Source organism: Streptomyces sp. NPDC031554, from assembly GCF_055580685.1.
Genome location: NZ_JBVIKX010000007.1, coordinates 172,716 through 195,817 on the forward strand (window position 1 = coordinate 172,716; position 23,102 = coordinate 195,817).

Here is a 23,102-nt window from a genome sequence, read left to right on the forward strand (position 1 = left end):
CAGAGCTCTCACCAGGTTGATCTCCGGGAAAGGGCGGGGAAGAAGGGGCGTCGCGGAGATCCATTGACGGGGCGCAACCATTCCGAAACATTCGGAGTGCTTGCGGGTGGACATCGGAGTGCTTGCGGGCGGACGTGCGACGAGTACTTTTCGGCCGTCCGTGAAGGGGAACCCGGCCCGTCCACGCATCCCGAGGACGAGGAGGTCCACGTGACGGACGACCACCGCAGGCAGCAGGACCCCACCACCCAGCACCCTCGGCCGGACTTCCCCTCCCAGGAACAGCCGCACCCCGGCTGGACCGGGCCGATGGACCCGCCGCCCGACCACGGGGAGGAGTCCTACCGCGGTTCCGGCCGGCTGGAGGGCCGCAGGGCGGTCGTCACGGGCGGGGACTCCGGCATCGGACGGGCGGTCGCCCTCGCCTACGCCCGGGAGGGCGCCGACGTGCTGTTCACCCACCTCGACGAGGAGGAGGACGACGCCCGCGAGACGGCCCGGCTGGTCGAGGACGCCGGCCGCAAGGCCGTCGCGGTCCCGTGCGACATCCGCGAGGAGAGCCGGTGCAGGGCGCTGATCGACCGGGCGGTCGCGGAGTTCGGGGGGATCGACGTCCTGGTCAACAACGCGGCGTACCAGATGTCCCAGCCGGACGGCATCGAGGCGATCACCACCGAGCAGTTCGACCGCGTCCTGCGCACCAACCTCTACGGCATGTTCTGGCTCACCAAGTTCGCGCTGCCGCACATGCCGCGGGGCGCCTGCGTCATCAACTCCACGTCCGTGCAGGCGTACCAGCCCAGTCCGCATCTGCTCGACTACGCGATGACGAAGGGCGCGATCGTCACGTTCACGCACGGGCTGGCGCAGATGGTCGCGGAGCGCGGCATCCGGGTCAACGCGGTCGCGCCGGGCCCGGTGTGGACGCCCCTGATCCCGGCGACGATGCCCGACACGACCGAGTTCGGCAAGCAGAGCCCGATGGGCCGTCCGGCGCAGCCGGCCGAACTGGCGCCCGCCTACGTCTACCTCGCCTCGCAGGAGGCCGGCTACATCACCGCGGAGATCCTCAACGCGACCGGGGGCACACCGCTGCCCTGACGGCGGGCGGCGGGAGGGGCCGGCCGGCGGGGGTTCCGCCGGCCGGTCTCAGGCGTGCAGCGCCATGTGCAGGCGGACGGTCGTCCCCTCCTCGGGGGTGGAGCGGATCTCGACGAGGTCGCAGAGCTGGTGCGCCAGCCACAGTCCGCGGCCGCCGACCTGCGCGGCGTCCGGACCGGTCCGGCCCACGAGGGGGTCGTCCAGGTGACCGCGGTCGCGGAACTCGCAGATCATGCGGTCGTCCTCGACCCAGGTCCGGAGCACTCCGTGGCCGCCGCCGTGCTTGATGCTGTTGCCCGCGATCTCCGTGGCGGCCAGGGACAGCTCCCTCAGCCGCGAGCCGCCCAGACCGTGCCGCCGGGCGCACTCGGCGATCTTCGCGCGCACCGCCGACAGCTCTCCGCCGACGTAGGGCAGCTCCTCGTACGGGTCGCACGGCCGGTCGAGGGGCTCGAACCGGTAGACCGCCTCCGCGTCGTACGCCTCGCTCGCCTGCGAGCGGCCGTCCCGGCGCACCTCGGGGTGGCAGCGGGCCATCGCCTTCAGGTCGGCGTGCCCGCCGTCGGTGTCGTAGGGGCACAGCAGCCACCAGGCGGGGCTGTCGGCGAAGGCCTTGTTGAGCAGCCACTCGTAGTACTGCAGTTCGCGCACCTCGGCCCGGCTGCGGGCGGCGTCCCAGGGCGACTCGCCGATGCCCCGCACGGGCCGGCCCTGGGCGGTGTACTCCCCCACCCACCGCTGCCAGGCGGCGATGAGGCGGCCGGGATGGTGGGCGACGGCACCGGTGTCGACGAAGCGGACCGGCGACAGCCGGGGAAGTTCCGCGCGCAGCAGCGTCACCTTGTCCGGGGGCACGGCCACGACGACGGCCTCGCCCTCGTCGAGCGCCTCGTGGATGAAGTCCAGGGTGCCGTCGAGGAACTCCCGGCGGCCCCGGTACGGGTACAGCTCGTGCCGGTATCCCGCGGAGGTGTCCGTGAAGCCCTTCGGGGACGAGACGGTCATGGCACCATCACCACCGGCACCTCCGGTACGGCGTATCCCGAGAGCCCCCAGCTCAGGCGTACGGTCTCGTTGGCCCCCTCGACGATCACCGTGCGCTCCGGCAGGAACCTGGCGGCGTCGGCCAGGGCACGCATGCCCGCCGCGTCGAAGAACTCCAGGCCGTGGCAGACCAGGCGGAGCGTCGCGGCGTGGGAGACCAGGCTGCGCAGCACCGTGCCGAACGCCGCGGCACCTTCGGAATCGATCACTCCGCTCACTGTCCAACGGCCCTCTCCGGTTGTGTACACCCGGAACTCAGGCGCTGCCGGTCGGCTGCCCACGTGGTGGGGATGCACACACCTGACTTGGTCGAGCGTCGGCGGGTCCCAGTCGCCGGGCCGGTAGGTGCACAGCACCATCGCACCGCTGTCCGCGGCGAACTCCTCCAGGTCCAGTTCGCTCTGGAGCATGGCGTCGGGCCGGGAGTCGCGGTGACCGGCCGTCACGTGCCGCAGGATCCGCAGGGCCCGGAAACCCTCGCGTCCGGCGCTGTCGGCCTCCCTGCGCACCGCGGCCAGCAGGGAGCCGTCCAGGCGGGCCGGGTCCAGGACGACGCGGGCCGGGGTGTCGGCGAGGTGCGGAGCGGGAGGCTCGTCCGTGCCGACGATGACCAGTTTGTCGCCGAAGAGCGCGCCGTCGGCCACGAAGGCGCGGCTGCGCTCCACCACGTCCTCGGCCGGCTCCAGGAACTGACAGACGTGGTCGCCGCTCTCCACCTCGTCCAGCGTCGCCAGGCTACGCGCCGCTCTCACCGCTGCTCCCCTCGTTCACTCCTTCACCCTACTGGCCCAGGCCACGGCCCTGACGGGTCTCCCTGTGCATCCGGGTGACACCTGTGCGTCCGGGTGGCCGGCAGGTCCGGAATGTCGCCGGTACCGCACGCGGTGGCCCACCCCGCCCGGACGCCGGCCGGGGCACGACCGGTCCGTGCGGCGCCGACACCCGTACGGCGGCCTCCGGCCCGCGCCGCGGCCGATCCGGTGGTCCGATCGGTGGAGCGACGCGGTTCACAGGCCTGTCGCACCGGGTGCGGGGCACCAGGGCACCGAACACCCCATGACCTGAAGGAGCTGCGCAGATGGCGAAGGACCTGACTCCCAAGTACACCGTTCCGGGCATCGAGCGGGAGACCGCCGGCCGTCTCATCGGCACGCTGCGTCTGCGGCTGCACGCCCTGAACGATCTGCACCTCACCCTCAAGCACGTGCACTGGAACGTGGTGGGCCCGCACTTCATCTCCGTGCACGAGATGATCGACCCCCAGGTCGACCGGGTGCGCGAGATGGCCGACGACGTGGCCGAGCGCATCGCGGCCCTGGGCGGGGTCGCGCAGGGCACGCCCGGCGCGCTGGTCGAGGAGCGGACCTGGCAGGACTACTCCATCGGCCGGGACAGCGCGATCGCGCACCTCGGCGCCCTCGATGTCGTCTACACCGGTCTGATCGAGGGCGTACGGAGCTCGATCAAGGAGGTCGGCGAGCTCGATCCCGCCACCGAGGACCTGCTGATCGAGCAGTTGCGGGACCTGGAGCAGTTCCAGTGGTTCGTCCGTGCCCACCTCGAGAGCGCGAACGGCACCCTGGCGACGGCCGACGCCGGCACCGAGCGCGAGGCCGCCGCCCGCGGCGCCGCACTGGACTGATCGCCCGGCCGGCCGGCGCCGCCCGCCCGGCCGGCCGCTTGTGCATCGCCCGTCCCGCCGCCCGTGCCTCGGCCGCCGTGCGGCGGGACGGGCGAGCCGGGCGTGGGACTCCGCCGTCGGCGCGCGGGCGACTGGTGCCGGCCCGGGTGTGTCCGACCGTTCCCGCCGGGCGCGCGGCGCCCGGCACGGCACTCCCCCGGCCTTCGGCCGGGGGTGCCCCCACGCTGCGCCGCCGGATCACCCGCGTGCGCCCCGTACGCGGATGATCCTCCGCACCCGCGGAGCCTCCCCGCCGCCCGAACGGCGTGGGGGGTGCCCCGGCACCGGGTGCCGCGCGCCGACACGACGGCGCGCCGATCCGACGCGAAGGGCCGGACGTGCCCCGGGGGCCGGCGTCAGGGCGCGGGCGCGCTGTCCGGCTCGTCGGCGTACCGCCCGGCACCGGGCTGGGGCTCGGTCAGGTACTCGGCGGTTCCGGTGAGCTGGAGCATGCGTTCCAGGTGGGCGGGCCGGTTGTCGAGGTGCAGGGTGACCCCGGCCGGGTAGGTCCGCCGGCGCAGCATGAGAAGCATGGCCAGTCCCGTCGAGTCGATCAGGGTGAGGCCGGCGCAGTCCAGGTGGAGGTCGCGCAGCGTCGTCCCGTGGCGGCGCGCGTGGTCGTCGACGGCGCACGTGAGCAGGGCCGGGAAGTGCCCGGCGTCGTGGTCGAGTTCGCCCACGACCGCCATGGTGAGGGCGTCCGGGACGGAGACGGCGGTGGTGATCTGGAAGGGGACGTGGGTGCTCATGCGGGGGTTCCTGTGCCGGTGACGGAGAGAGGGGTGGCGAACGAGTCGAGGCCCAGCGCCGTCTCGTTCAGGAAGCGTCGTGCGCGGGGGAAGTCGTACAGGTGGCCGGCGAGCACCGTCAGGCCGAGGTGGAGCGAATCGACGGGGACGCCCCGGGCGGTGAGGATGCCGGCGGTCCAGCCGACGAAGCGGGCCAGGACGTCCGGGTCGTCGAGGTAGAGGGCCGTGGCCAGGAACTCGATGATGTGCTGGATGTCCTCGGCCGTGCGGTCCTGCTGCTCCTCGGTGTACGACCGCATCACCGGGGACCGCTCCCACAGGTCGTGCAGCACCTGCCGTACCAGGGCGGTCCTGGTACGGGTGATCAGCGTGTACTCCTGGTCGGCCAGGTGCGGCAGGTCCTCGGTCCGGTGCCGGGCCGCCGCGTGCGGCCTCTCGAGACCCGCCTCCAGCAGGTCGGCGGCGTGCCGCGCGTCCGCCGCCCAGCCGTCGGCGCGCAGCGCGCGGGCCTCGCGCCCGTCGGGGCCGAAGGCGGGACCGCCCACCAGGACCGGGACGCCGGTCGACCGGCACGCGGTGAGCGCCGCGTGCGCCGTGGGCAGCCGGGTGGGGAGCGACGCCGAGAGCAGGACGGCCTCGGGTCCCGTGGCGTGCAGGTGGGCGACCAGGTGGGGCGTGGGTACGTGGGCGCCCAGGAAGTCCACCCGCCAGCCGCGGCAGCGCAGGGTCTCCGCGAGCAGTCGGGCCGCGAAGGCGTGCCACTCCCCGTCCACGCAGGCCACGGTCACCCGCGGCCGGTGCCGGGCGGGCCGGGGGAGGTCGTGGACGAGGGCCGACACGGCACCCGCGTTGACGGCGGTGGCGGCGTGTTCGGTGGCCACCGTGATCCGGTTGGCGGCCCACTCCTCGCCCACCCGTCGCTGCACGGCGGCGACGACGTCGAGGAGCAGGGTCTCCCGGGGCCGGCCGTCCCGTGCGGCGCCGCGCAGGACGGCGACCGCGCCCGCCTCGTCCGCGTCCACGGCCGCCGCCGTCCACAGCCGTTCGCGCAACGGAGCGATCTCGCGATCGGTCGTTCGCGCATCGCTCATGCGCCTTCTTCCTCCGTCCACTCCTGCGCGGCCCGGGTCCGGACAGCGGGTCCGTCCACGAGGTGGAGCCGGCCCCGGTCGCTCGTCGGGTTGGTGATGGCCAGGGCCGCCATGTCGTCGTGCCTGCTCCCTCCCAGCCACTGTGCCGCGAGCATCTGGACGCGTTCGACCACGGCTTCCGCGGGCATTCTCGCGCATTCGGCGAAGGCGGCGCGCAGCCGGTGCTCACCGTACAGCCGGTCGCCCAGGGGGCCGCCGCGGGCCTCGGTGATGCCGTCGGTGTACAGCAGGCACGTCTCGCCCGGCCCGAGGACGGCCGCCGCGGTGCGCGCGCTCACCTGCGGGAGGGCGCCGACGAGCTGGCCGGAGCTGTCGACCTCCTCCACCCGTCCGTCGCGGCGCACGATCAGCGCGGGCAGGTGGCCGGCGCTGGTCACCCGCAGGTGGACCTGTCCGGCCCGGCGCCGCGCGGAGACCAGCATCAGGGTGGCGAACCGGGTGTGGTGGGAGTTGAGCAGGGCGCTGTTGAGGAGGGTGAGCACCCGTTGGTGGTCGTCGGCGAGCGGCAGCAGCGCCTGGAGGATGCTGCGGATCTTGCCGGTCAGCGCGGCGGCCTCCAGCCCCTTGCCGGCGACGTCGCCCAGGACCACCAGCGTCTCCTGCGAGGGGTCCGCGCCGGGGTGCACGTCGTAGAAGTCGCCGCCGACGCGTTCGTGGTCGCGGGAGGCGCGGTAGCGGCCGGCGTAGCCGACGCCGTGCACGTGCCGCACGGTCGGCGGCAGGAGTTCCCGCATCAGCACCGCGGCGATCGAGGACTGCTCGGCGTAGAGGCGGGCCGCGGACAGCGCCGCCCCTGCCCGGGCGGCGAACAGGTGCGCGAAGACCTCCTCGCCCTCGCTGAACACCCCGTGGTCACCGGCCCGGAGCAGGACCAGCGCACCGGCCGGGACGCCGTGACCGGGCAGCGGGGCGACGATCACCGGGCCGACGGGGCCGGTGAAGCCGGGCGGGACCGCCCAGTCGGGGATGTCGTCCGGGCTGATCCAGCGGGCGGGGACGGGCGGGAACCCCTGGAGCGCCTCGGCCAGACCGGGGACCGAGTCGGTGTCGACCTCGAGGACGGCCCGGGTGACGCGGCCCCCGCCGCCGGCGTACGTCAGGGCATGGCGGCGGCCCGGTGCCGGTGCGACGACCACGGCGGCGTCCGCGAGGTGGTCGGCGGCCGTCCTCGCGATCGTCTCCAGGCACTGGTCGACGTTGAGCGACGACAGCAGGGCGCTGGAGACCTCGGCCAAGACGGCGGCCCGCTCCCGTGAACTCCTCAGCGCCCGCTCGGCGAGCCTGAGGTCGGTGTCCTCGACCAGCCACCACACCACGTCGCCGCCGAGGGCCGGGCCGGTGGTCGGATGGGCCCGGAAGGTGCGCCCGTCGATCGTCCCCTCGGCCGGCTCCGGCGGACGGCTCCCGGCGCCCGTCCCCGTCGGCCCGCGGTGCGCGTCGGACAGCCAGGACGGTACGGACCACCGCTCCGGCCGGTCGTCGCCGGCGGGCCGGGGCAGGATCGAGCGGGCGGCGTCGTTGATCTCGACGACGTCACCCTCGCGTCCCATGACGAGAACCGGGTACGGGGCGTCGTTCCAGGTGGCGCCGACGCTGCCGGCGCCACCGTGGGAGCGGGTGGGGGAACCTGGTGAGGAGATCACGAGCGGGGGGACGCGCGGTGCGCGCCCCACCCCCTTCCTACGACTGGAAAATGTTGTCCTACGACAACCGTCTCTCACTCGGCACGGCGTGCGCAACCTCGTGCCCCCGTTCCCTTCCCGCACGGGCGAGCCCGCGCAGCAGCGCACCGCGTCCGCGGTCGGGCACGGTCCACAGGGTCTGGCCCGCGACCCCCCAGCGTTCCAGGAGGGCGTTGGCGGCGAGGAAGCCGCTCGTGGCGGCCCGTTCCATCAGGGCCACCGGCAGGTCCGTGCGGACCAGGTCGCCGGCGACCACCAGTCCGGGGTCGGTGGTGCGCACGGCCGGCCGGTCGCCGTGGCCGCCGACGGGGAACAGCGGGCAGTCGGCCCGCCACTCGTGGCGGGCGTCGACGATCCTCGCCGCGCGCGTCTCCGGGTACACCCGGTGCAGCTGCTCCAGCAGGCGGCGCTGTTCGGCGTCGCGGGAGGCCCGCTCCGGCAGGGCGTAGGCGTGCAGTTCCACGACGGAGCCCCCGGTGCGGGCGGCCCAGCGCGCGGCTTCGCCCTCCCAGCGTTCCAGCACGCTGACGTTGTCGAGGGAGCCGTAGCCGCCGGTGCCGAGGAAGCCGGGCCGGTCGGCGGCGACGGGACGGTCCAGCCACAGGCGCGAGACCAGGAAGGGCGGGGCGGTGCGGAGCCCGGCCACGCGTTCGCGCCACGCGGCGTCGGCCAGCCGCGGGGAACCGGCGACCACCGAACGCAGGCCGGCCGTGTCCAGGGCGAGGACCACGCTGTCGTACCGCCGCTCCTCGCCCGCGGCGGCCACGCGGAAGCCGCCGTCCCCGGTGGGTTCGACCGCCTCGACGGACGTGCCGGTCCGCAGTTCGGTGCCGTGGCCCTCCAGATAGCCGGCCAGGGGGTCCCAGAGCGCGGCGGGGAAGGGCTCGTCGGGCACGTCGAAGAGGAGCCCCTCGGCGGAGCCGAGGAAGTAGATGTGGAACATCAGCACCATCTCGGCCGCCGACAGGCCGCGGGGATCGGCGAAGAAGCTCCGGGAGAACACCTCGAACGCGAGGTGGTGCGCGGCCTCGGGGAAGCGGATCGACCGCAGGAAGTCGTGGGCGCTGACGTCGTCGAGGCGTGCGTACACGTCCGGCACCCGTACGTCCAGCAGGGGCAGGGCGGCGACCGGGTTCATGCGGGCGAGGTCGCGCAGGCCGAAGGTGGGGCTCAGCGCGACGAACCCCAGCGCGCTCCACGGCGGGGTGCGCGGAACGCGCCGGAAGCTGTCGTGCGTGCCGCTGCTGTGGCGCAGCGGGTAGTCGGGCAGGCCGGTCAGGCGGCGGAGCCCCGGATCGGTGCGCCGCAGCAGTCCGCGCAGGTTGTAGTACTGGCGGAAGAACGCGTGGAAACCGCGGCTCATGGTGACGGTGCTGCCGTCGGCCAGCGTGGTCGGCCACCCGGCCAGCCGTCCGCCGAGGGCCGGTCCGCGTTCGTGGAGGGTGACGCGTACGCCTCGTTCGGCCAGGGCCGTCGCCGCCGCGAGACCGGCGATGCCGCCGCCCACGACGGCGGTGGTCGGCCGGTGGTCGCCGGTGAGCGCGGGTGCTCCGGGGCGGGGGCGGATCGTGCGGGCCATGCGGTCCCTGCCGCGGCGGGCCGCCTCGGGGCGGCGCGGCGCCGTCATCGCCCGGCCGCCGTGGCGCAGCCCGGCCGGCGGGCGACGACGGTGTGGGTGATGCCGGTCTGCCAGCCGGGCAGGGGCAGCGCCCGCACCTGCTCGAAGCCGGCGGAGCGGACCCTGCGGGCGAAGGCGTCGACCGTGTCGAACCGGACGACGCTGTGCCAGAGGTGGCGGTACAGCTCGCCGTCGCCGAGGGCGGTGGCGACGGGGAGCACGAAGCCCCGGCACACCGCCGTCCACAGCGCGCGGTGGGCGGCCCGGCCGCTGAGGGTGTACTCGTGGACGGCGAGCCGGCCCCGCGGCTCGAGCGCCCCGCGCACCGCGGCGAGCACCGCGTCCGGGTCGGTGGCGTTGCGGAAGAGGTAGGCGGCGAAGACCGCGTCGTAGGGTCCGCCGGCCCCCACCTCCGCCAGGCGTTCCGCCGGGGTGTGGACGAAGCTCACGTCCTGCCGCCACCGTTTGCGGGACGCCTCCTCCAGCATCCCGGCGGAGGCGTCCACCGCGGTGATCCGCGCCTCGGGGAACACCGCGGCCAGGGCGGCCGTGGAGGCGCCGGTGCCGCAGCCCAGGTCCAGGACGCGCAGACCGGCCCCGCCGTGCGGCAGGCCGAGGCGGCGCGCGGAGCGCCGCAGGTGGGCGTGGTAGCCGGGGTTGGCGGCCACCAGGGTGTCGTAGCTGCGGGCGGCACGGTCGAACGCGGCGGCCAGATCCGCGTCGCGCAGCAGGGTCATCAGGTCTCCTCGGGGCGTGGGGCGTGGGGCGGGTGGTGGCGGGCGGCGGGCGGGCGCCGCGCCGGGTGGGCGGTCAGGGGGCGGGGAAGGGTCTGCGGGGCAGGCGGGGCAGGTCCATGACGGAGCGGAGCATGGGCAGCACGGGGGTGCGCGCGCCGACGGAGAGGTCCTCGTGGAGTCGGGTCCGGCCGTCCAGGAAGCGCAGCAGCCGCTCCGCCGGGACCTGGGAGAAGAGCTTCGAGAAGACCTCGGCGCCGCCGACGCGTCCGCTGTCCAGGGCGCGCAGCAGCACCGCGTCCATGGCGCGGGACCGGGCCGAGTGGGGGGCCGGGGGCAGCGGCCGGCGGCCGGCGGCCAGTGCCGCGGCGACGGCCCGCGTCTGGCGCTGGACGGCGGCGAAGGTGTAGCCGGTCGACGGCCGGGTGGCGCCGCCCGCCGCGCCGATCCGGAAGACCGAGGGCGCGGTCCGGCGCGCGAACCGCGCGTCCGTCATGGGGATCACGCCGGTCTCGGTGGCGGTCACCTCGAACGGTCCGAGTTCCAGCACGCCCCGGGTGTACCGGTCGAGCGCGGCCTCGTAGGCCGTGCGGGACAGGGGCGCGCCGGAGAACTCCGTGTACTCCACGAGGGCCTCGCGGGGACCGGTCGGCAGGACGTACCCGAAGGCCAGTCCGTGCGCGGGCTGCGGGACCCTGAAGTCCATGAGGTCGACGCGACGGGGGTCGAACACCGGCCGTGCCGTACGGACGAACCAGCCGTGGAAGTGCTGCAGCAGGGTGGTGCGGGCCGCCGGCAGGCTTCCGAGCGGCCGGGAGTCGAAGACCCAGCGGGCGCGCGCGGTGAGCGGGCGGCCGTCGGCGGTACGGGCCCGGATCTCCGCCCCGTCGGCGGTCCCGTCCACCGTCTCGACCGTCGCCTCGACGCGGTGGACGTGGTCGCGCCGTGCCAGTTCCCGCCCGACGAACGCCTCGAAGTCGTCGGAGCGGATCATCTTGTAGCGCAGCGGCGCGATGCCGTCCTCGACGGCGCGCCCTTCGGGGGTGTGGACCCGCAGGTGCTGCCACGCGGCGGTCAGGACGGCGTCGTAGGGGCCCGGACCCGGCTCCCAGAAGCACCAGGTGCGGCTCGGCGGGCGCGGCGGGCCGGGCGGGGGTTCGAAGAGGAGGACCGACGGCCGGCGGGCCGGGTCGGCGCGGGCCAGCCGGTACGCGAGGGACAGCCCGGCAGCTCCGGCGCCCACGATGGCGACGTCCGCGTCCCGCACGTGTCGCGCCCTCCCTGTCCTGTCCGTCCGGCCGGGTGCCCCGCCCGGTGCCGGGTGCCGTGCCCGGTGCTCCGTACCGGCTCCGTACCCCGGGGCCGGGGTCCGGCCCCGTGACGGGTCCTGTGCCGAGCATTCCCTTTCGGACGGCCCGACGGATGCAGGCCGGGCCGGACAGTCGGCCGTGCGGCGCACCGCGGGCGGCTCTCCGGGCGCGGCACGGCCCGCGGACCGTCGGCGGCCGCGCGGCGCGCACTCGGCCGCGCACACCTCTCCGGGGCCGGTGCGTGAGGTCGCGTCGATCGTGCGACGTATCCGTCGTGCCGGCCGTGCGGACCGCGTCGGGTCCGCCGGCGGGGTGTGTCGGGCCTGTCGGCGAGGGGTGCCGTGTCAGCCGGCGTCGGCCCGCGGGTCCTCCTCGCGCACGCGGCTGCCGAGCCGGTGCAGTCCGCGGCGCGCGTGGCTCTTGACGGTGCCCAGGGGCCAGCCCGTCAGCTCGGCGATCTGGCTCTGGGTGAGGTCGCCGTAGAAGGCGAGGGTCAGGACGCGGCGCTGCGGAGCGGGCAGCCTCGCCAGTTCGCGGGTGAGCACGACGCGGTCGAGCACGGCGTCGGGCCGGGTGTGCCGGTCGTCGGCGGTGACGGCCAGCCGCGCTCCCGCCGCCGCGACGAGATCGGCCCGCCGGGTCCGCGCCGACAGGGCGTCGGCGATCTTGCGCCGGGTGATGCCGACGAGCCAGGCCGACAGCGGGCCGCGTTCGGGCCGGAACCCGAGGCGGCCGCGCCAGGCGGCCAGGAACACCGTCTGCGTCACGTCCTCCGCCTCCCGGGCGTCGCCCAGGCTGCGGCGCGCCAGTGTGTGGACCAGGAGGCCCCACCGGCGGTAGGCGGCGGCCAGACAGGCTTCGTCCCCCCTGGCGAAACCCTCGGCCAGTTCTTCGTCGGCGGGGGACGTCCCGCCGGGACCCGGTGCCGCGGTCGGGAGGGTCCGCTCGGTGACCTGCTGTGCCGTCATGGTGGCTGCTCCTCTTGCGGGCGGTCGTCCGCCTCTCGTCCGGGTGCGGCCGGTGCGGCCGCGCGTGCCCGTCGGAGCCGGGACCCGGGGTCGCTCGGAGCGGCCCCGGTCTCCTCACCCTGCGGAGCGGCGCACCGCCGCGACAACTCGCAGCGTCTTTGCATCGTTTTCCGCGCTCCCCTCGCCGGCGCGCTCCCCTCCGGCCTCCGGCGGGGCGGGAAACGGCCCGCAGTCCCCCGTCCGGCGCATCCGTCCGCGCCCCCGGCGCGGAATGCCTTCAGTCAGGGCCCACTGCGATCACGGCGGGAGGAACACCGGTATGTGCCCCAGCAGGGCGGGAGACGATCCCGCGGCGGACGCGCCGCCGGCCTCCTCCCGCGCGCCCCGACCGGGTCCGACCGGGGCGCCGCCGTCGCGCGCCGGTCGCGGCCCCTCCCCCGACAGTCGACCGGAAGGCGCCATGCCCGCCCGTTTCCCGCTGGACGTCAACGACCTGTCCGCCCTCGACGACGACGTGCCCGGAGCCGTCGGACGCCTCCTCGACGACCTCCTGGCAGAGCGCGCGGAGCAGGCCGCCGCGCTGGACCCCGTGTTCGCACGGGACCTGGCCGAACGCGTCAGGCGCTTCACCCTGGACGGCGGCAAGCGGATGCGGCCCCGGTTCGTGTGGTGGGCCCTGCGCGCCTGCGGCGGAGGGGCGGCCGAGGCGCGGGGCGCGTTGCGCGTCGGCGCCGCGCTCGAACTGATCCAGACGTGCGCGCTGATCCACGACGACGTGATGGACGGCTCGGTCCTGCGCCGCGGCCGCCCCGCCCTGCACGCGGACGTGGCCGCCCAGTACGCCGGCACCGTGCCGTCGGCCCACGGTCCCCGGTTCGGCGAGGCCGCCGCGATCCTCGCCGGGGACCTGGCCCTGGCCTGGGCGGACGACGTCGTCGCGGCGACCGAGGTGCCCCCGGCCACCGCCCGCGCGCTGCGCGAGGTGTGGAGCGCGATGCGCACCGAGATGGTGGCCGGCCAGTACCTGGACGTGCAGGGGCAGGCCACGTCGTCGCGTTCCCTCGCCCGGGCGATCCGCGCCGCGTGCCTCAAGAGCGCCCTGTACTCGGTGGAGCGTCCGCTGGCCCTCGGCGCCGCCCTGGCGGGCGCCGACTCCGCGCGGACCGGGGCGCTGTGCTCGGCGGGCCGCTGCGTGGGCATCGCCTTCCAGCTGCGCGACGACCTCCTCGACGCGTTCGGCGGCGACCGCCGGACCGGCAAGCCGGCCGGGGGCGACATCCGGACGGGCCGCCCCACCTACCTCATGGCCGTGGCCCGGGCCCGCGCGGAGGCGGACCGCGACCTCGGCGCCCTCGCGGTGCTGGGCCGGTCCGTCGGCCGCGCGGACCTGTCCGACAGCGGCCTGGCCGAGGTGCGCGACGTGCTCGTCTCCGTCGGCGCGCGCGACGTCGTCGAGGCGAAGATCGACCGGCTGGTGGCCCAGGGCATGCGCCACCTGGACTCGGCCGTGCTCGACCCCGTGGCGAGGCGGCGCCTGGTGGGACTGTTCCACGCCACCGCCGGCACGTCCCCGGCCACGCCCCCCGCGCCCCCCGTCTCCGCCCCGGCCGATCCGTCCGCCCCGGCCGGCCCGGCCGATCCGTCCGTCCCGACCGAGCTGTCCGGCCTCTGGGACGGTCCGGCCGCCCCGGACGACGACGCACCTCCTCCCCCCGACGGGGGCATGCCCGTCCCGCTGCTGCTCACCGAAGGGGCCCCGCGATGAGGACCGTTCCCGGACGCACCGACCACGTCGTCGTGGTCGGTGCCGGACTCTCCGGCCTGTCGGCCGCGCTCCACCTGCTGGGCGCCGGCCGCCGCGTCACGGTCGTCGAACGCGACGCGCTGCCCGGCGGGCGCGCGGGGCTCCTGAAGCGCGGCGGCTACCGCATCGACACCGGTCCGACCGTGCTGACCATGCCGGACCTGGCCGACGAGGCCTTCGCGGCGGTCGGCGAGAACCTGCGCGACAGCGTCGACCTGATCCCCCTGCACCCGGCCTACCGGGCGCTGTTCGCCGACGGCAGCGGCATCGACGTGCACACCGACGCGGACGCGATGGAGGCGGAGGTGGAGCGCTTCGCGGGGCCGCGGGAGGCGGCGGGGTACCGCGGGCTGCGCCACTGGCTGGAGCGGCTCTACCGGGCGCAGATGCGGCGGTTCATCGACACCAACTTCGACTCGCCCCTGCAGCTGCTGACGCCCGACCTGGCCCGGCTGGCCGCGCTGGGCGGCTTCGGGCGGCTCGACGCCCGCATCGGCCGCCATCTGCGCGACGAACGACTGCGCCGGGTCTTCTCCTTCCAGTCGCTGTACGCGGGCGTCCCGCCGGCCCGCGCCCTGGCCGCGTACGCGGTCATCGCCTACATGGACACCGTCGCCGGGGTGTACTTCCCGCGCGGCGGCATGCACGCGCTGCCGCGGGCCATGGCGGACGCCGCCGCGCGGGCGGGCGCCGACCTGCGGTTCGGGCGGGACGTCGTCCGGCTGGAGCGCTCCGGAAGCCGGATCACCGCCGTCGTCACCGCCGACGAGCGCATCGCCTGCGACGCCGTCGTCCTCACCCCGGACCTGCCGGTCGCCCACCGCCTCCTCGGCCGCGCCCCCCGCCGCCCCCTGCGGATCAGGCACGCGCCGTCGGCCGTCGTGCTGCACGCCGGGACCGACCGGACGTGGCCCGCGCTCGCGCACCACACGCTCTCCTTCGGCGCCGCCTGGCACAGCACGTTCGACGAACTCACCCGCTCGGGCGAGCTGATGAGCGACCCGTCGCTGCTGATCACCCGGCCCACCGCCACGGACCCGTCCCTCGCCCCGCCCGGCCACCACCTGCACTACGTGCTGGCCCCCTGCCCGAACACGGACATCGGACCGGACGCCGCCGCCTGGGGCGAGCTCGGCCCGCGCTACCGCGACAGCGTCCTGCGGGAGCTGGAGCGGCGCGGGTTCGACGGGATCGCGGCGGCCGTCGAGGACGAGACCCTCGTCACGCCGGCCGACTGGCACGCCCAGGGGCACGCGGCGGGCACGCCCTTCTCGGCCGCCCACACCTTCGCGCAGACCGGCCCGTTCCGCCCGCGCAACCTGGTGCGCGGCACCGACAACGCCGTGCTCGCGGGCTGCGGGACCACGCCGGGCGTCGGCGTGCCGACCGTCCTGCTGTCCGGCAAGCTCGCCGCGGCCCGCGTCACCGGCCGCACGGCGGCCCAGGCCCCGCCGTCGTCATCCTCATCGCCCTCGTCGGCATCGTCGTCGTCCTCCCCGCGCGGGCGCTCCGCGCTCGTCACCCCGGAAGGGACCCCGTCATGACCGCCCGCGAACTGGACGCGGCGGGCATCACCGAGCCGGCCCTGCGCGCCGCCTACACGCGCTGCCGCCTGCTCAACGCCCGGCACGGCAAGACGTACTTCCTGGCCACCCGGCTGCTGCCGGTGGAGCGGCGTCCGGCCGTGCACGCCCTGTACGGTTTCGCGCGCTGGGCCGACGACATCGTCGACTCGCTGGAGGGCGACGTCCCGCCGCACCGCCGCGCGGCCGCCCTCGCCGCCCTCCGGGAGGGACTCGACCGGGGTCTGCGCGGCGGTGGCGGCGACGACCCGGTCGTCCTCGCCCTCGCCGACACGGCCCGCCGGTACGGCATCCCCCACCCGCACTTCCACGACTTCATGGCCGCCATGCGCAGCGACCTCACGGTCACCGACTATCCGACCTACGGCCACCTGCGCGCGTACATGCACGGCTCGGCGGCCGTGATCGGACTCCAGATGCTGCCGGTGCTGGGCACCGTCGTCCCGCGCGAGGAGGCGGCCCCGCACGCGGCCGCCCTCGGCGTCGCCTTCCAGCTGACCAACTTCCTGCGCGACGTGGGCGAGGACCTCGACCGGGGCCGCGTCTACCTGCCCGCCGACCTGCTGCACGGCCACGGCGTCGACCGGGACCTGCTGCTGTGGTCCCGCCGCACCGGACGGCGGGACCCCAGGATCACCGAGGCGCTCAGGGCGTTCGAGGACCTGACGCGGGGCGTGTACCGCGAGGCGGCGCCGGGGCTCGCGATGCTCGACCCGGTGGCCCGCCCCTGCATCCGCACGGCGTTCGTGCTGTACGGCGGGATCCTGGACTCCGTCGCCGACGACGGGTACGCGGTCGTGCACCGCCGTGCCGTGGTGCCCCGCCGGCGGCGTGCCGCGGTGGCGCTCGACGGACTGGTCCGGGTGGCGGCCGCCCGGGCCGCGGCACGGCGTGGCGCCCCCTCCGGCGCGCCGCGGCCGCCCACCGGACTGCCCGCCGCGCACGGCGCCGCGCCCGCGCCGGAACGTGAGCACGAGGAGGTCGCATGAGTCCCGACCGTTCCGGCGGGCGCCGCCGGTACCCGCTGTCGCTGCGCCGCGACCCGGTCTCCTGGGAGCGGCAGCGCCCGACGTGGCGCGAGGCGCGGCCCGCCGTGATCGCGCGGGCGCTGAAGCGGGCGCAGGCGCGCCCGTCCGGCAACTGGTACGTCGTGGGGGCCGCCCGGGACGTCCGCGACGACCGCCCCCTGGCGCGCACGGTCGCCGGACGGGAACTGGTCGTCTGGCGCGACGCCGGGGGCCGGCTGGTGGCCGGGCCCGGCGTCTGCCCCCACCTGGGCGCACCGCTGCGGGACAGTCCGGTGCGCTGCGGCACCCTGGTCTGCCACTGGCACGGGCTCGCGCTGCGGGGCGGTCCGTTCGCGGGCTGGGAGCCGCTGCCCGTGCACGACGACGGTGTGCTGGTGTGGGTGCGGCTGGACGACGTGGGCGGCGAGCCGCCGCTGGCGGCGCCGGTGGTGCCGGTCCGGCCGGCCCTGTCGGGCGCCGTGTCCGCGGTCTACGTGGGCGTCGGCACGTGCGAGCCGGAGGACGTCGTCGCCAACCGGCTGGACCCGTGGCACGGGGCCTGGTTCCACCCGTACTCGTTCGTCGACCTGACCGTCGCCGACGACGCCGGCGGCGCGGCCGGCACGGGCCCGGCGGCGGACGACGGGAAGGCGGACGGGCACGGGGACGGGGACGGTTTCACGGTGGACGTCTCCTTCAAGCTCGCGGGACGGCTGGTCGTGCCGGTGCGGGCGGTGTTCACGGCGCCCGAACCGCGCACGGTCGTCATGCACATCACGGAGGGCGAGGGCCGGGGGTCGGTCGTGGAGACGCACGCGACACCGCTGGGCACGGACGAGCGGGGCCGGCCGCGGACCGCGGTCGTGGAGGCGATCGTGGCGGCCTCGGACCGCCCGGGATTCGCCGTGGCCCGTACGGTGACGCCGCTGCTGCGGCCCTTCATGCGGGCGGCCGCCGGACGCCTGTGGCGCGACGACCTGGCGTACGCCGAACGCCGCTGGCACCTGCGCTCCACGGGCCGCTTCCCCGGCTGACCCCCGCCGGCCCCGCCGGGCCGCGGGCCGGACCCGCCGGACACCGCGGGGCGGGCGCATCGGGCGGGGCGGTGCAGACCTCCCCAGGCGCACCGCCCCGCCTCACGGACCGCGTCTGCCCGCGAAACGGATCTCCACACTCCCCCTCGCGCACGGTTTCGCGTCCGGGCGGCCGCCCCGGCGCCCGGAGGGCTGCGATCATGCCTGGGGGCTCCCGGTCCGGCCGGGAACGCGCCCCGGCCCCGTCCGCCCCTTCGCCCCGCAGGAGTACGCATGCACCTCGACGTCGACGCGATCCGCGCGCTGATCCCCGCCCTGAAGTCCGGCACGGCCCGCTTCGACGCCCCCGGCGGCACCCAGACCCCGCAGCCGGTGATCGACGCCGTGGCCGAGGCCCTGGCGCACCCGCTGGCCAACCGGGGGCACCTCACGGACGGCGAGCGCAACGCCGAGGACATCGTGCTGGCGGCCCGCCGGGCGATGGGCGACCTGCTCGGCACCGACCCCGGCACCGTCGTGTTCGGCCGCAGCGCCACCCAGCTCACCTACGACCTCGCGCGCACCCTGGCCAAGGGCTGGGGTCCCGGTGACGAGGTGGTGGTCACCCGGCTCGACCACGACGCCAACATACGGCCCTGGATCCAGGCCGCCGAGGCGGCGGGCGCGACCGTGCGCCGGGCGGACTTCGACCCGGGCACCGGCGAGCTGGCACCGGAGCGGATCGGGGATCTGCTGTCCCCGCGCACCCGGCTGGTGGCGGTCACCGCGGCGTCCAACCTGATCGGCACCCGTCCCGACATCCCGGCCGTCGCCGGGCTCGCCCACCGTTCGGGCGCGCTGCTGCACGTCGACGCCGTGCATTACGCCTCGCACGCCACGGTCGACCTCGCCGCGCTCGGCGCGGACACGCTGGTGTGCTCGCCGTACAAGTTCCTCGGTCCGCACCTGGGGGTCCTCACCGGCCGGGCGGACCTGCTGGAGTCCCTGCGGCCGGACAAGCTGCTGCCGTCCGCCGACACCGTCCCCGAACGCTTCGAGCTGGGCACGCTGCCGTACGAACTGCTGGCCGGGGTCCGGGCCGCCGTGGACGTGCTGGCCGCGCTGGTGCCGGGCGCCGGGGACGACAGCCGACGGGCCCGGCTGGCCGCCTCCTTCGCGGCGGTCGAGGCCCACGAGGAGGCGCTGCGGGAGCGCCTGGAGGCCGGCCTGTCGGAGATCGGCGGGGTGACGGTGTACTCGCGGGCCGCGCGGCGCACCCCGACCCTGCTGTTCACGGTGGCGGGCCACCGCCCGGCCGACGTCTCCCGGCACCTCGCCGGGCACGGGGTGGCCGCGCCGGCCGGCTCCTTCTACGCGCTGGAGGCCTCCCGCCACCTCGGGCTGGGGGACGGGGGCGGCGTACGGGTGGGGCTGGCGCCGTACAGCTCCGCCGAGGACGTGGACCGGCTGCTGGCGGCGCTCTCCGTCCTCGGCTGAGACCCCGGCGGGGACGTGCCGGTCGTCCCGGATCGGCGTAGCGTCCTTGGTGACGGGGGTGCGGCACGTCCCGCGGGGGTGGGCCGCACCGCGCGTGGAGCCGGCAGCCGCCCGCGACGGTGCGGAAGACTCCCCTCGGCGCTGGAGGTGCCCCGTGACCGACCCGGGTGACCCGGCCGTCGACGCCGACGGCCTGGACGCCGCGTTCGCCGAGACCGTGCGCCGCACCGGCGCGTCGATCGGCGCCCTCTACCTGCTCTCCCCCGACGAGCAGGTGCTCTCCCTGGACGTGCTGAGCGGGGCGCCCGCCGAGCTGGCCGAACCGTGGACGCGCGTGCCGATGGCGGCTCCGGCGCCGGTGGCCGACGCGGTCCGCGAGGACCGCGTGGTGTGGATGGGCAGCCAGAGCGAGCTGGCACGGTCCTATCCGCGCACCGCGCTGGCCCTCCCCTATCCGCTGGCGCTGGCCGCCGCCCCGGTCACCGGCGTCCGCCGCTGGGGGGCCCTGCTGCTGATGTGGCCGGCCACCCGTCCGCCCTACATGACCGGGCGCGAGCGGGGGAACATCGCGTCGAGCTGCCGGCGGCTGGCGCGGCTGCTGGAGGAGACCGACGGGCACGGCGGGCCGTCGGCCCGGGCGGACGGGCCGCGGGTCCTGTCCACGGGGACCGGGCGCCCGGACACGGGACCCGAGATGGCGGCGGCCGACTTCGTCGAACGGCTGCCCGGCGGCAGCTGTGCCCTGGACCTGGGGGGCCGCTTCACCTACCTCAGCTCCGGAGCGTGCGAACTGCTCGGGCACGACGCCGGTGAGCTGCTGGGCACCCTGCCGTGGCAGTCGCTGCGCTGGCTCGACGACCCCACCTACGAGGACCGCTACCGCGCCGCGGTGCTCAGCCGCACCCCCGTGTCCTTCACCGCCTGCCGGCCGCCCGGCCGGTGGCTGGAGTTCCACCTCTACCCGGACGCCAGCGGCATCAGCGTCCGGATCGTCGTCAGCGGTGAGCAGGCTCCGGCCACGCCGGCGCCCCGCCAGGTGGTGAGCGCCGCGCCGGCCCGGATGGGGCAGCTCTACCAGCTCACCCATCTGGCGGCCGCGCTCACCGAGGTCGTCGGCGTCCAGGACGTGGTCGACCTGGTCGCCGACCAGATCATGCCCGCCTTCGGAGCCCAGGGGCTGGTGCTGTCCACGGCCGAGGCCGGCCGGCTGCGGATCATCGGGCACCGCGGCTACTCGTCGCGGACCATCGAGCGCTTCGACGTGCTGCCGCTGGACACGCGGTTCACCCCGGCGGGGCGCGCCCTGGACAGCGGCATCCCGGCGTTCTTCGCGGACCAGGAGGAGATGCGGCGCGTCTACCCCGACGCACCGCGGTTCAGCGGCAAGCAGGCCTGGGCCTTCCTGCCGCTGGTCATCTCGGGCCGCGCGATCGGCATCTGCGTCCTGTCCTACGAGCACCCGCACGTCTTCCCGGCCGCGGAACGCGCCGTGCTGACCTCGCTCGCCGGACTCGTCTCCCAGGCCCTGGACCGGGCCCGGCTGTACGACACCAAGCACGACGTCGCGCACGGCCTCCAGCAGGCGCTGCTCCCGCGCACGCTGCCGTCGATCGACGGTCTGCGGGTCGCCGCCCGCTACCTGCCCGCCACCCGCGGCATGGACATCGGCGGGGACTTCTACGACCTGATCAGCCTCGACGGCACCGCCGCGGCCGCCGTCATCGGCGACGTCCAGGGGCACAACGTGGCCGCCGCCGCGCTGATGGGCCAGGTCCGCATCGGCGTGCACGCCCACACCGCCCTCGGCACTCCCCCCGACCGGGTCCTCGCCGGAGCCAACCGGCTCCTCACCGACCTCTCCCCCGACCTGTTCACCAGCTGCCTCTACGCCTGTCTCGACCTCACCGGGCAGCAGGTCTCGCTGGCCAGCGCCGGCCATCCGCCACCGCTGCTGCGGCTGCCGGGCCGCGCCGCCCGGCCCCTCGGCATCCAGCCGGGGCCGCTCCTGGGGATCGACCCCGACGCCGATTTCCCCGTGACGCGGATCCCGCTGGTGCCGGGGCTGATGCTCGCCTTCTACACGGACGGGCTCATCGAGGTCCCGGGGATCGACCTGGAGGACTCCATGGACCAGCTCGCCGGGGAGCTGGACCGCGCCGACGACGGGGACCTGGACGCGCTCGCCGACACCCTGCTGCGGACGTCCGGCACGGCCGGGCGGCGCACCGACGACGTGGCGCTGCTGGTCCTGCGCTTCACGGGCCGCCGCTGAGCGGTCGCCGGGCCCGGGACGGACTGCCGCCGGGCGCTCGCCGGCCTGGAGCCGCACGGGCGGGCGGTCAGAACAGGCGTTCCTGCTCGTGGGCCGTGGTGTCGCGCCGGCGGGGCCGGGCCGCCGGCCGCCGGGCGGGCGCCTCGTCGCCGAAGAGGGGTTCCGTCCCGCACTCGTCCGGTTCGGCGGGGACGGCGGCGCCGCCGGTGCGGACGTTCAGCCGCAGCGGCGCCTCCCGGTCGAAGTCCCCCGGTGTCATGGCCGTCCACGCGCGGCCCGGCTCCTCGCTCACGCACCGCTCCTTCCCCGGCTCCGCCGACCGGACGCCCCCGGTGCACATCCTGCCCGACCGGCGCCGGCCGCGGTCGGGCGGCGGGGGCGCACGGGCCCGTCGACCGGGGCGAGGGCCCGGAACGGCGCGGCACCAGCGACGCCGGCCGCCCGGGCGGGCCGCCGGACCGGGGCGTGCGGCGGCCCCAGGCCGGTGCCCCCGGCCCCCGGTGGCGCCGGGGACGGCGAACGGGACGGCGCGCGCGGTCGTGCGATCACCGTGCCGCGACCGGCGGGCTCGGCGCGGGAGGCGGATATTGAGAGGAGGGGTGTTCCCGCCGCCGGGCTCCGGGCGGGACGCCGTGGGCCGGGCACGGAACGGGTGAGACGGTGAGCGCGTCGAGAGAACCGGGCGGGGCGTCGGCGGCCGGCGGGGAGAGCCGGGGCGCGCCGCCGCTGCGGTGGCCGGTCGTGCTGTTCTGGCTCGTCGCCGTCACGGTGCTGCTGGCGGTCACCGGGGTCTTCCTGGACCGCGAGACCAGGCTCGCGCCCTTCCTCGTGGTGCTGCCCGCCCTGATCGCCGGGCGGGGCAGCGTGCGCCAGACGGCCGTCGCCTCGGCCTGGGTCACGGTGATGATCGTCGCGGCCCTGTTCGACACGGCGGACGACACGGTCGGCGCGGCGGCGGCCACCGTCGTCTTCGCCCTCGTCTTCAACGGGCTGAGCGTGGCGCGGGCCGCCCAGCGGATCCGCGGCGAACGGGAGATCGCCCGGCTGCGGTCCGCCGCGGCCGCGCTCCAGCGGCAGCTGCTGCGCCCGTTCCCGCTGATGACGGACCAGCTCATCGTGCACGGCGTCTACCAGCCGGTGGAGGAGGACAGCCGGGTGGGCGGCGACGTGTACGAGGTGGTGTCCTCGCCGTACGGCAGCCGGGTCTTCATCGCCGACGTCCAGGGCAAGGGACTGGCCGCCATCAGCGCGGCCTTCTCGGTGCTCAGCGCCTTCCGGGAGGCGGCCGTCGCCGAGCCCACGCTGACCGCCGTCGTCGACGCCCTGGAGGACGCGGTGCTGCGGCACAACTCCTTCGCGGCGCGGACCGGCGAGAGCGAGCGGTTCGTGACGGCGCTGGTCCTCGGCGTCGGCCCGGACACCGAGGTCCAGGCGATCAACTGCGGTCACGTCGCGCCGCTGATGCTGCACGGCGGCCGGGACGGTCCGGTGCTGAAGGACGAGCCGTGCGTCCCGCTGGGCCTCGACGCCCTCTCCCCGCGGCCCCGCACGGTCGAGTGGTTCGCCTTCCCGCAGGGCAGCACGCTGTTGCTGTGCACGGACGGCGTCACCGAGGCGCGCGATCCGTCGGGGTGCTTCTACCCGCTGGAGGAGCGGGCCGCGGCCTGGGACGACGTCCGTCCGGGGGATCTGCCGGCGACCGTCTACCGGGATCTGCGCCGGCACGCGGCGGGCACGCCGGGCGACGACACGGCCCTGATGGTGCTGCGGAGGCGGCCGGGCGCCGGGGGACGGCCGCCCGGCCCCGACGGGCCCTGACGGGCTCCGCCCGCGCGACTCCCGCGAGCTCCCGCGGGCTTCCCCGCGGCTGTCGCCCGGGTCCCGCGCG

General features: G+C 76.1%; 19 protein-coding genes. 9 read left to right on the forward strand and 10 right to left on the reverse strand.

The window, feature by feature from the left end; translation table 11 throughout:
• The first annotated feature begins 210 nt into the window (after window positions 1-210).
• A complete protein-coding gene (locus ACZ5FU_RS20025; RefSeq protein WP_468838151.1) occupies window positions 211-1,101 on the forward strand; it encodes an SDR family oxidoreductase in 891 nt (296 codons plus the stop codon).
• 48 nt (window positions 1,102-1,149) lie between these two features.
• Here the strand turns inward: ACZ5FU_RS20025 and ACZ5FU_RS20030 are convergent, their stop codons facing one another.
• Window positions 1,150-2,106 (reverse strand): anti-sigma factor RsbA family regulatory protein, encoded by a 957-nt coding sequence (locus ACZ5FU_RS20030; RefSeq protein WP_451528575.1) that lies wholly within the window; start codon window positions 2,104-2,106, stop codon window positions 1,150-1,152.
• Entirely contained in the window at window positions 2,103-2,897 is a 795-nt protein-coding gene (locus ACZ5FU_RS20035; protein WP_451528576.1) for an MEDS domain-containing protein, read from the reverse strand. Before ACZ5FU_RS20035 ends, ACZ5FU_RS20030 begins: the two co-directional genes overlap by 4 nt.
• Before the next feature lie 326 nt (window positions 2,898-3,223).
• Here ACZ5FU_RS20035 and ACZ5FU_RS20040 point away from each other — a divergent pair, with 326 nt between their 5' ends.
• Window positions 3,224-3,787, forward strand: a complete 564-nt coding sequence (locus ACZ5FU_RS20040) for a Dps family protein (RefSeq protein ID WP_451528577.1) — start codon at window positions 3,224-3,226, stop codon at window positions 3,785-3,787.
• 395 nt (window positions 3,788-4,182) lie between these two features.
• Here the strand turns inward: ACZ5FU_RS20040 and ACZ5FU_RS20045 are convergent, their stop codons facing one another.
• The 7 genes from ACZ5FU_RS20045 to ACZ5FU_RS20075 all read right to left on the reverse strand — a co-directional run bounded on the left by ACZ5FU_RS20045 (window position 4,183) and on the right by ACZ5FU_RS20075 (window position 12,038).
• The gene (locus ACZ5FU_RS20045) at window positions 4,183-4,575 is read right to left on the reverse strand and encodes an STAS domain-containing protein (protein ID WP_469045983.1); all 393 of its coding nucleotides are present in this window, start codon (window positions 4,573-4,575) and stop codon (window positions 4,183-4,185) included.
• Window positions 4,572-5,666 (reverse strand): cobalamin B12-binding domain-containing protein, encoded by a 1,095-nt coding sequence (locus ACZ5FU_RS20050; protein ID WP_468646591.1) that lies wholly within the window; start codon window positions 5,664-5,666, stop codon window positions 4,572-4,574. The genes ACZ5FU_RS20045 and ACZ5FU_RS20050 overlap by 4 nt, the downstream gene beginning before the upstream one ends.
• Window positions 5,663-7,369, reverse strand: coding sequence for a SpoIIE family protein phosphatase (locus ACZ5FU_RS20055; protein ID WP_469045985.1), 1,707 nt, complete (start codon window positions 7,367-7,369; stop codon window positions 5,663-5,665). Before ACZ5FU_RS20055 ends, ACZ5FU_RS20050 begins: the two co-directional genes overlap by 4 nt.
• 58 nt (window positions 7,370-7,427) lie before the next feature.
• Entirely contained in the window at window positions 7,428-9,035 is a 1,608-nt protein-coding gene (locus ACZ5FU_RS20060) for an FAD-dependent oxidoreductase (RefSeq protein ID WP_468646589.1), read from the reverse strand.
• Entirely contained in the window at window positions 9,032-9,763 is a 732-nt protein-coding gene (locus ACZ5FU_RS20065) for a methyltransferase domain-containing protein (protein ID WP_469045987.1), read from the reverse strand. Before ACZ5FU_RS20065 ends, ACZ5FU_RS20060 begins: the two co-directional genes overlap by 4 nt.
• Before the next feature lie 73 nt (window positions 9,764-9,836).
• The gene (locus tag ACZ5FU_RS20070; protein WP_468646588.1) at window positions 9,837-11,027 is read right to left on the reverse strand and encodes a lycopene cyclase family protein; all 1,191 of its coding nucleotides are present in this window, start codon (window positions 11,025-11,027) and stop codon (window positions 9,837-9,839) included.
• A gap of 387 nt (window positions 11,028-11,414) precedes the next feature.
• Window positions 11,415-12,038, reverse strand: coding sequence for an RNA polymerase sigma factor (locus ACZ5FU_RS20075; protein WP_469046045.1), 624 nt, complete (start codon window positions 12,036-12,038; stop codon window positions 11,415-11,417).
• A 319-nt stretch (window positions 12,039-12,357) separates the two neighbouring features.
• Between ACZ5FU_RS20075 and ACZ5FU_RS20080 the strand changes: the two genes are divergently transcribed.
• The 6 genes from ACZ5FU_RS20080 to ACZ5FU_RS20105 all read left to right on the forward strand — a co-directional run bounded on the left by ACZ5FU_RS20080 (window position 12,358) and on the right by ACZ5FU_RS20105 (window position 21,214).
• On the forward strand, window positions 12,358-13,803 hold the full coding sequence (locus tag ACZ5FU_RS20080; protein WP_469046047.1) for a polyprenyl synthetase family protein: 1,446 nt from the start codon (window positions 12,358-12,360) through the stop codon (window positions 13,801-13,803).
• Window positions 13,800-15,386, forward strand: coding sequence for a phytoene desaturase family protein (crtI, locus tag ACZ5FU_RS20085; RefSeq protein ID WP_469046048.1), 1,587 nt, complete (start codon window positions 13,800-13,802; stop codon window positions 15,384-15,386). Before ACZ5FU_RS20080 ends, crtI begins: the two co-directional genes overlap by 4 nt.
• Window positions 15,383-16,414 carry a phytoene/squalene synthase family protein gene (locus ACZ5FU_RS20090; protein ID WP_469046049.1) on the forward strand — a complete coding sequence of 344 codons (1,032 nt, stop codon included), beginning with the start codon at window positions 15,383-15,385 and terminating at the stop codon, window positions 16,412-16,414. Before crtI ends, ACZ5FU_RS20090 begins: the two co-directional genes overlap by 4 nt.
• Window positions 16,411-17,466, forward strand: coding sequence for a DUF5914 domain-containing protein (locus tag ACZ5FU_RS20095; protein WP_469046051.1), 1,056 nt, complete (start codon window positions 16,411-16,413; stop codon window positions 17,464-17,466). Before ACZ5FU_RS20090 ends, ACZ5FU_RS20095 begins: the two co-directional genes overlap by 4 nt.
• A gap of 273 nt (window positions 17,467-17,739) precedes the next feature.
• Window positions 17,740-18,942, forward strand: a complete 1,203-nt coding sequence (locus ACZ5FU_RS20100) for a cysteine desulfurase-like protein (protein WP_451528588.1) — start codon at window positions 17,740-17,742, stop codon at window positions 18,940-18,942.
• A gap of 154 nt (window positions 18,943-19,096) precedes the next feature.
• On the forward strand, window positions 19,097-21,214 hold the full coding sequence (locus tag ACZ5FU_RS20105) for a SpoIIE family protein phosphatase (protein WP_468646584.1): 2,118 nt from the start codon (window positions 19,097-19,099) through the stop codon (window positions 21,212-21,214).
• A gap of 67 nt (window positions 21,215-21,281) precedes the next feature.
• Here ACZ5FU_RS20105 and ACZ5FU_RS20110 read toward each other — a convergent pair whose 3' ends face one another.
• A complete protein-coding gene (locus ACZ5FU_RS20110) occupies window positions 21,282-21,506 on the reverse strand; it encodes a hypothetical protein (RefSeq protein ID WP_451528590.1) in 225 nt (74 codons plus the stop codon).
• 368 nt (window positions 21,507-21,874) lie between these two features.
• Here ACZ5FU_RS20110 and ACZ5FU_RS20115 point away from each other — a divergent pair, with 368 nt between their 5' ends.
• Window positions 21,875-23,032: a PP2C family protein-serine/threonine phosphatase gene (locus ACZ5FU_RS20115; protein ID WP_451528591.1), complete on the forward strand. Its 1,158-nt coding sequence runs from the start codon at window positions 21,875-21,877 to the stop codon at window positions 23,030-23,032.
• Window positions 23,033-23,102 lie beyond the last annotated feature (70 nt).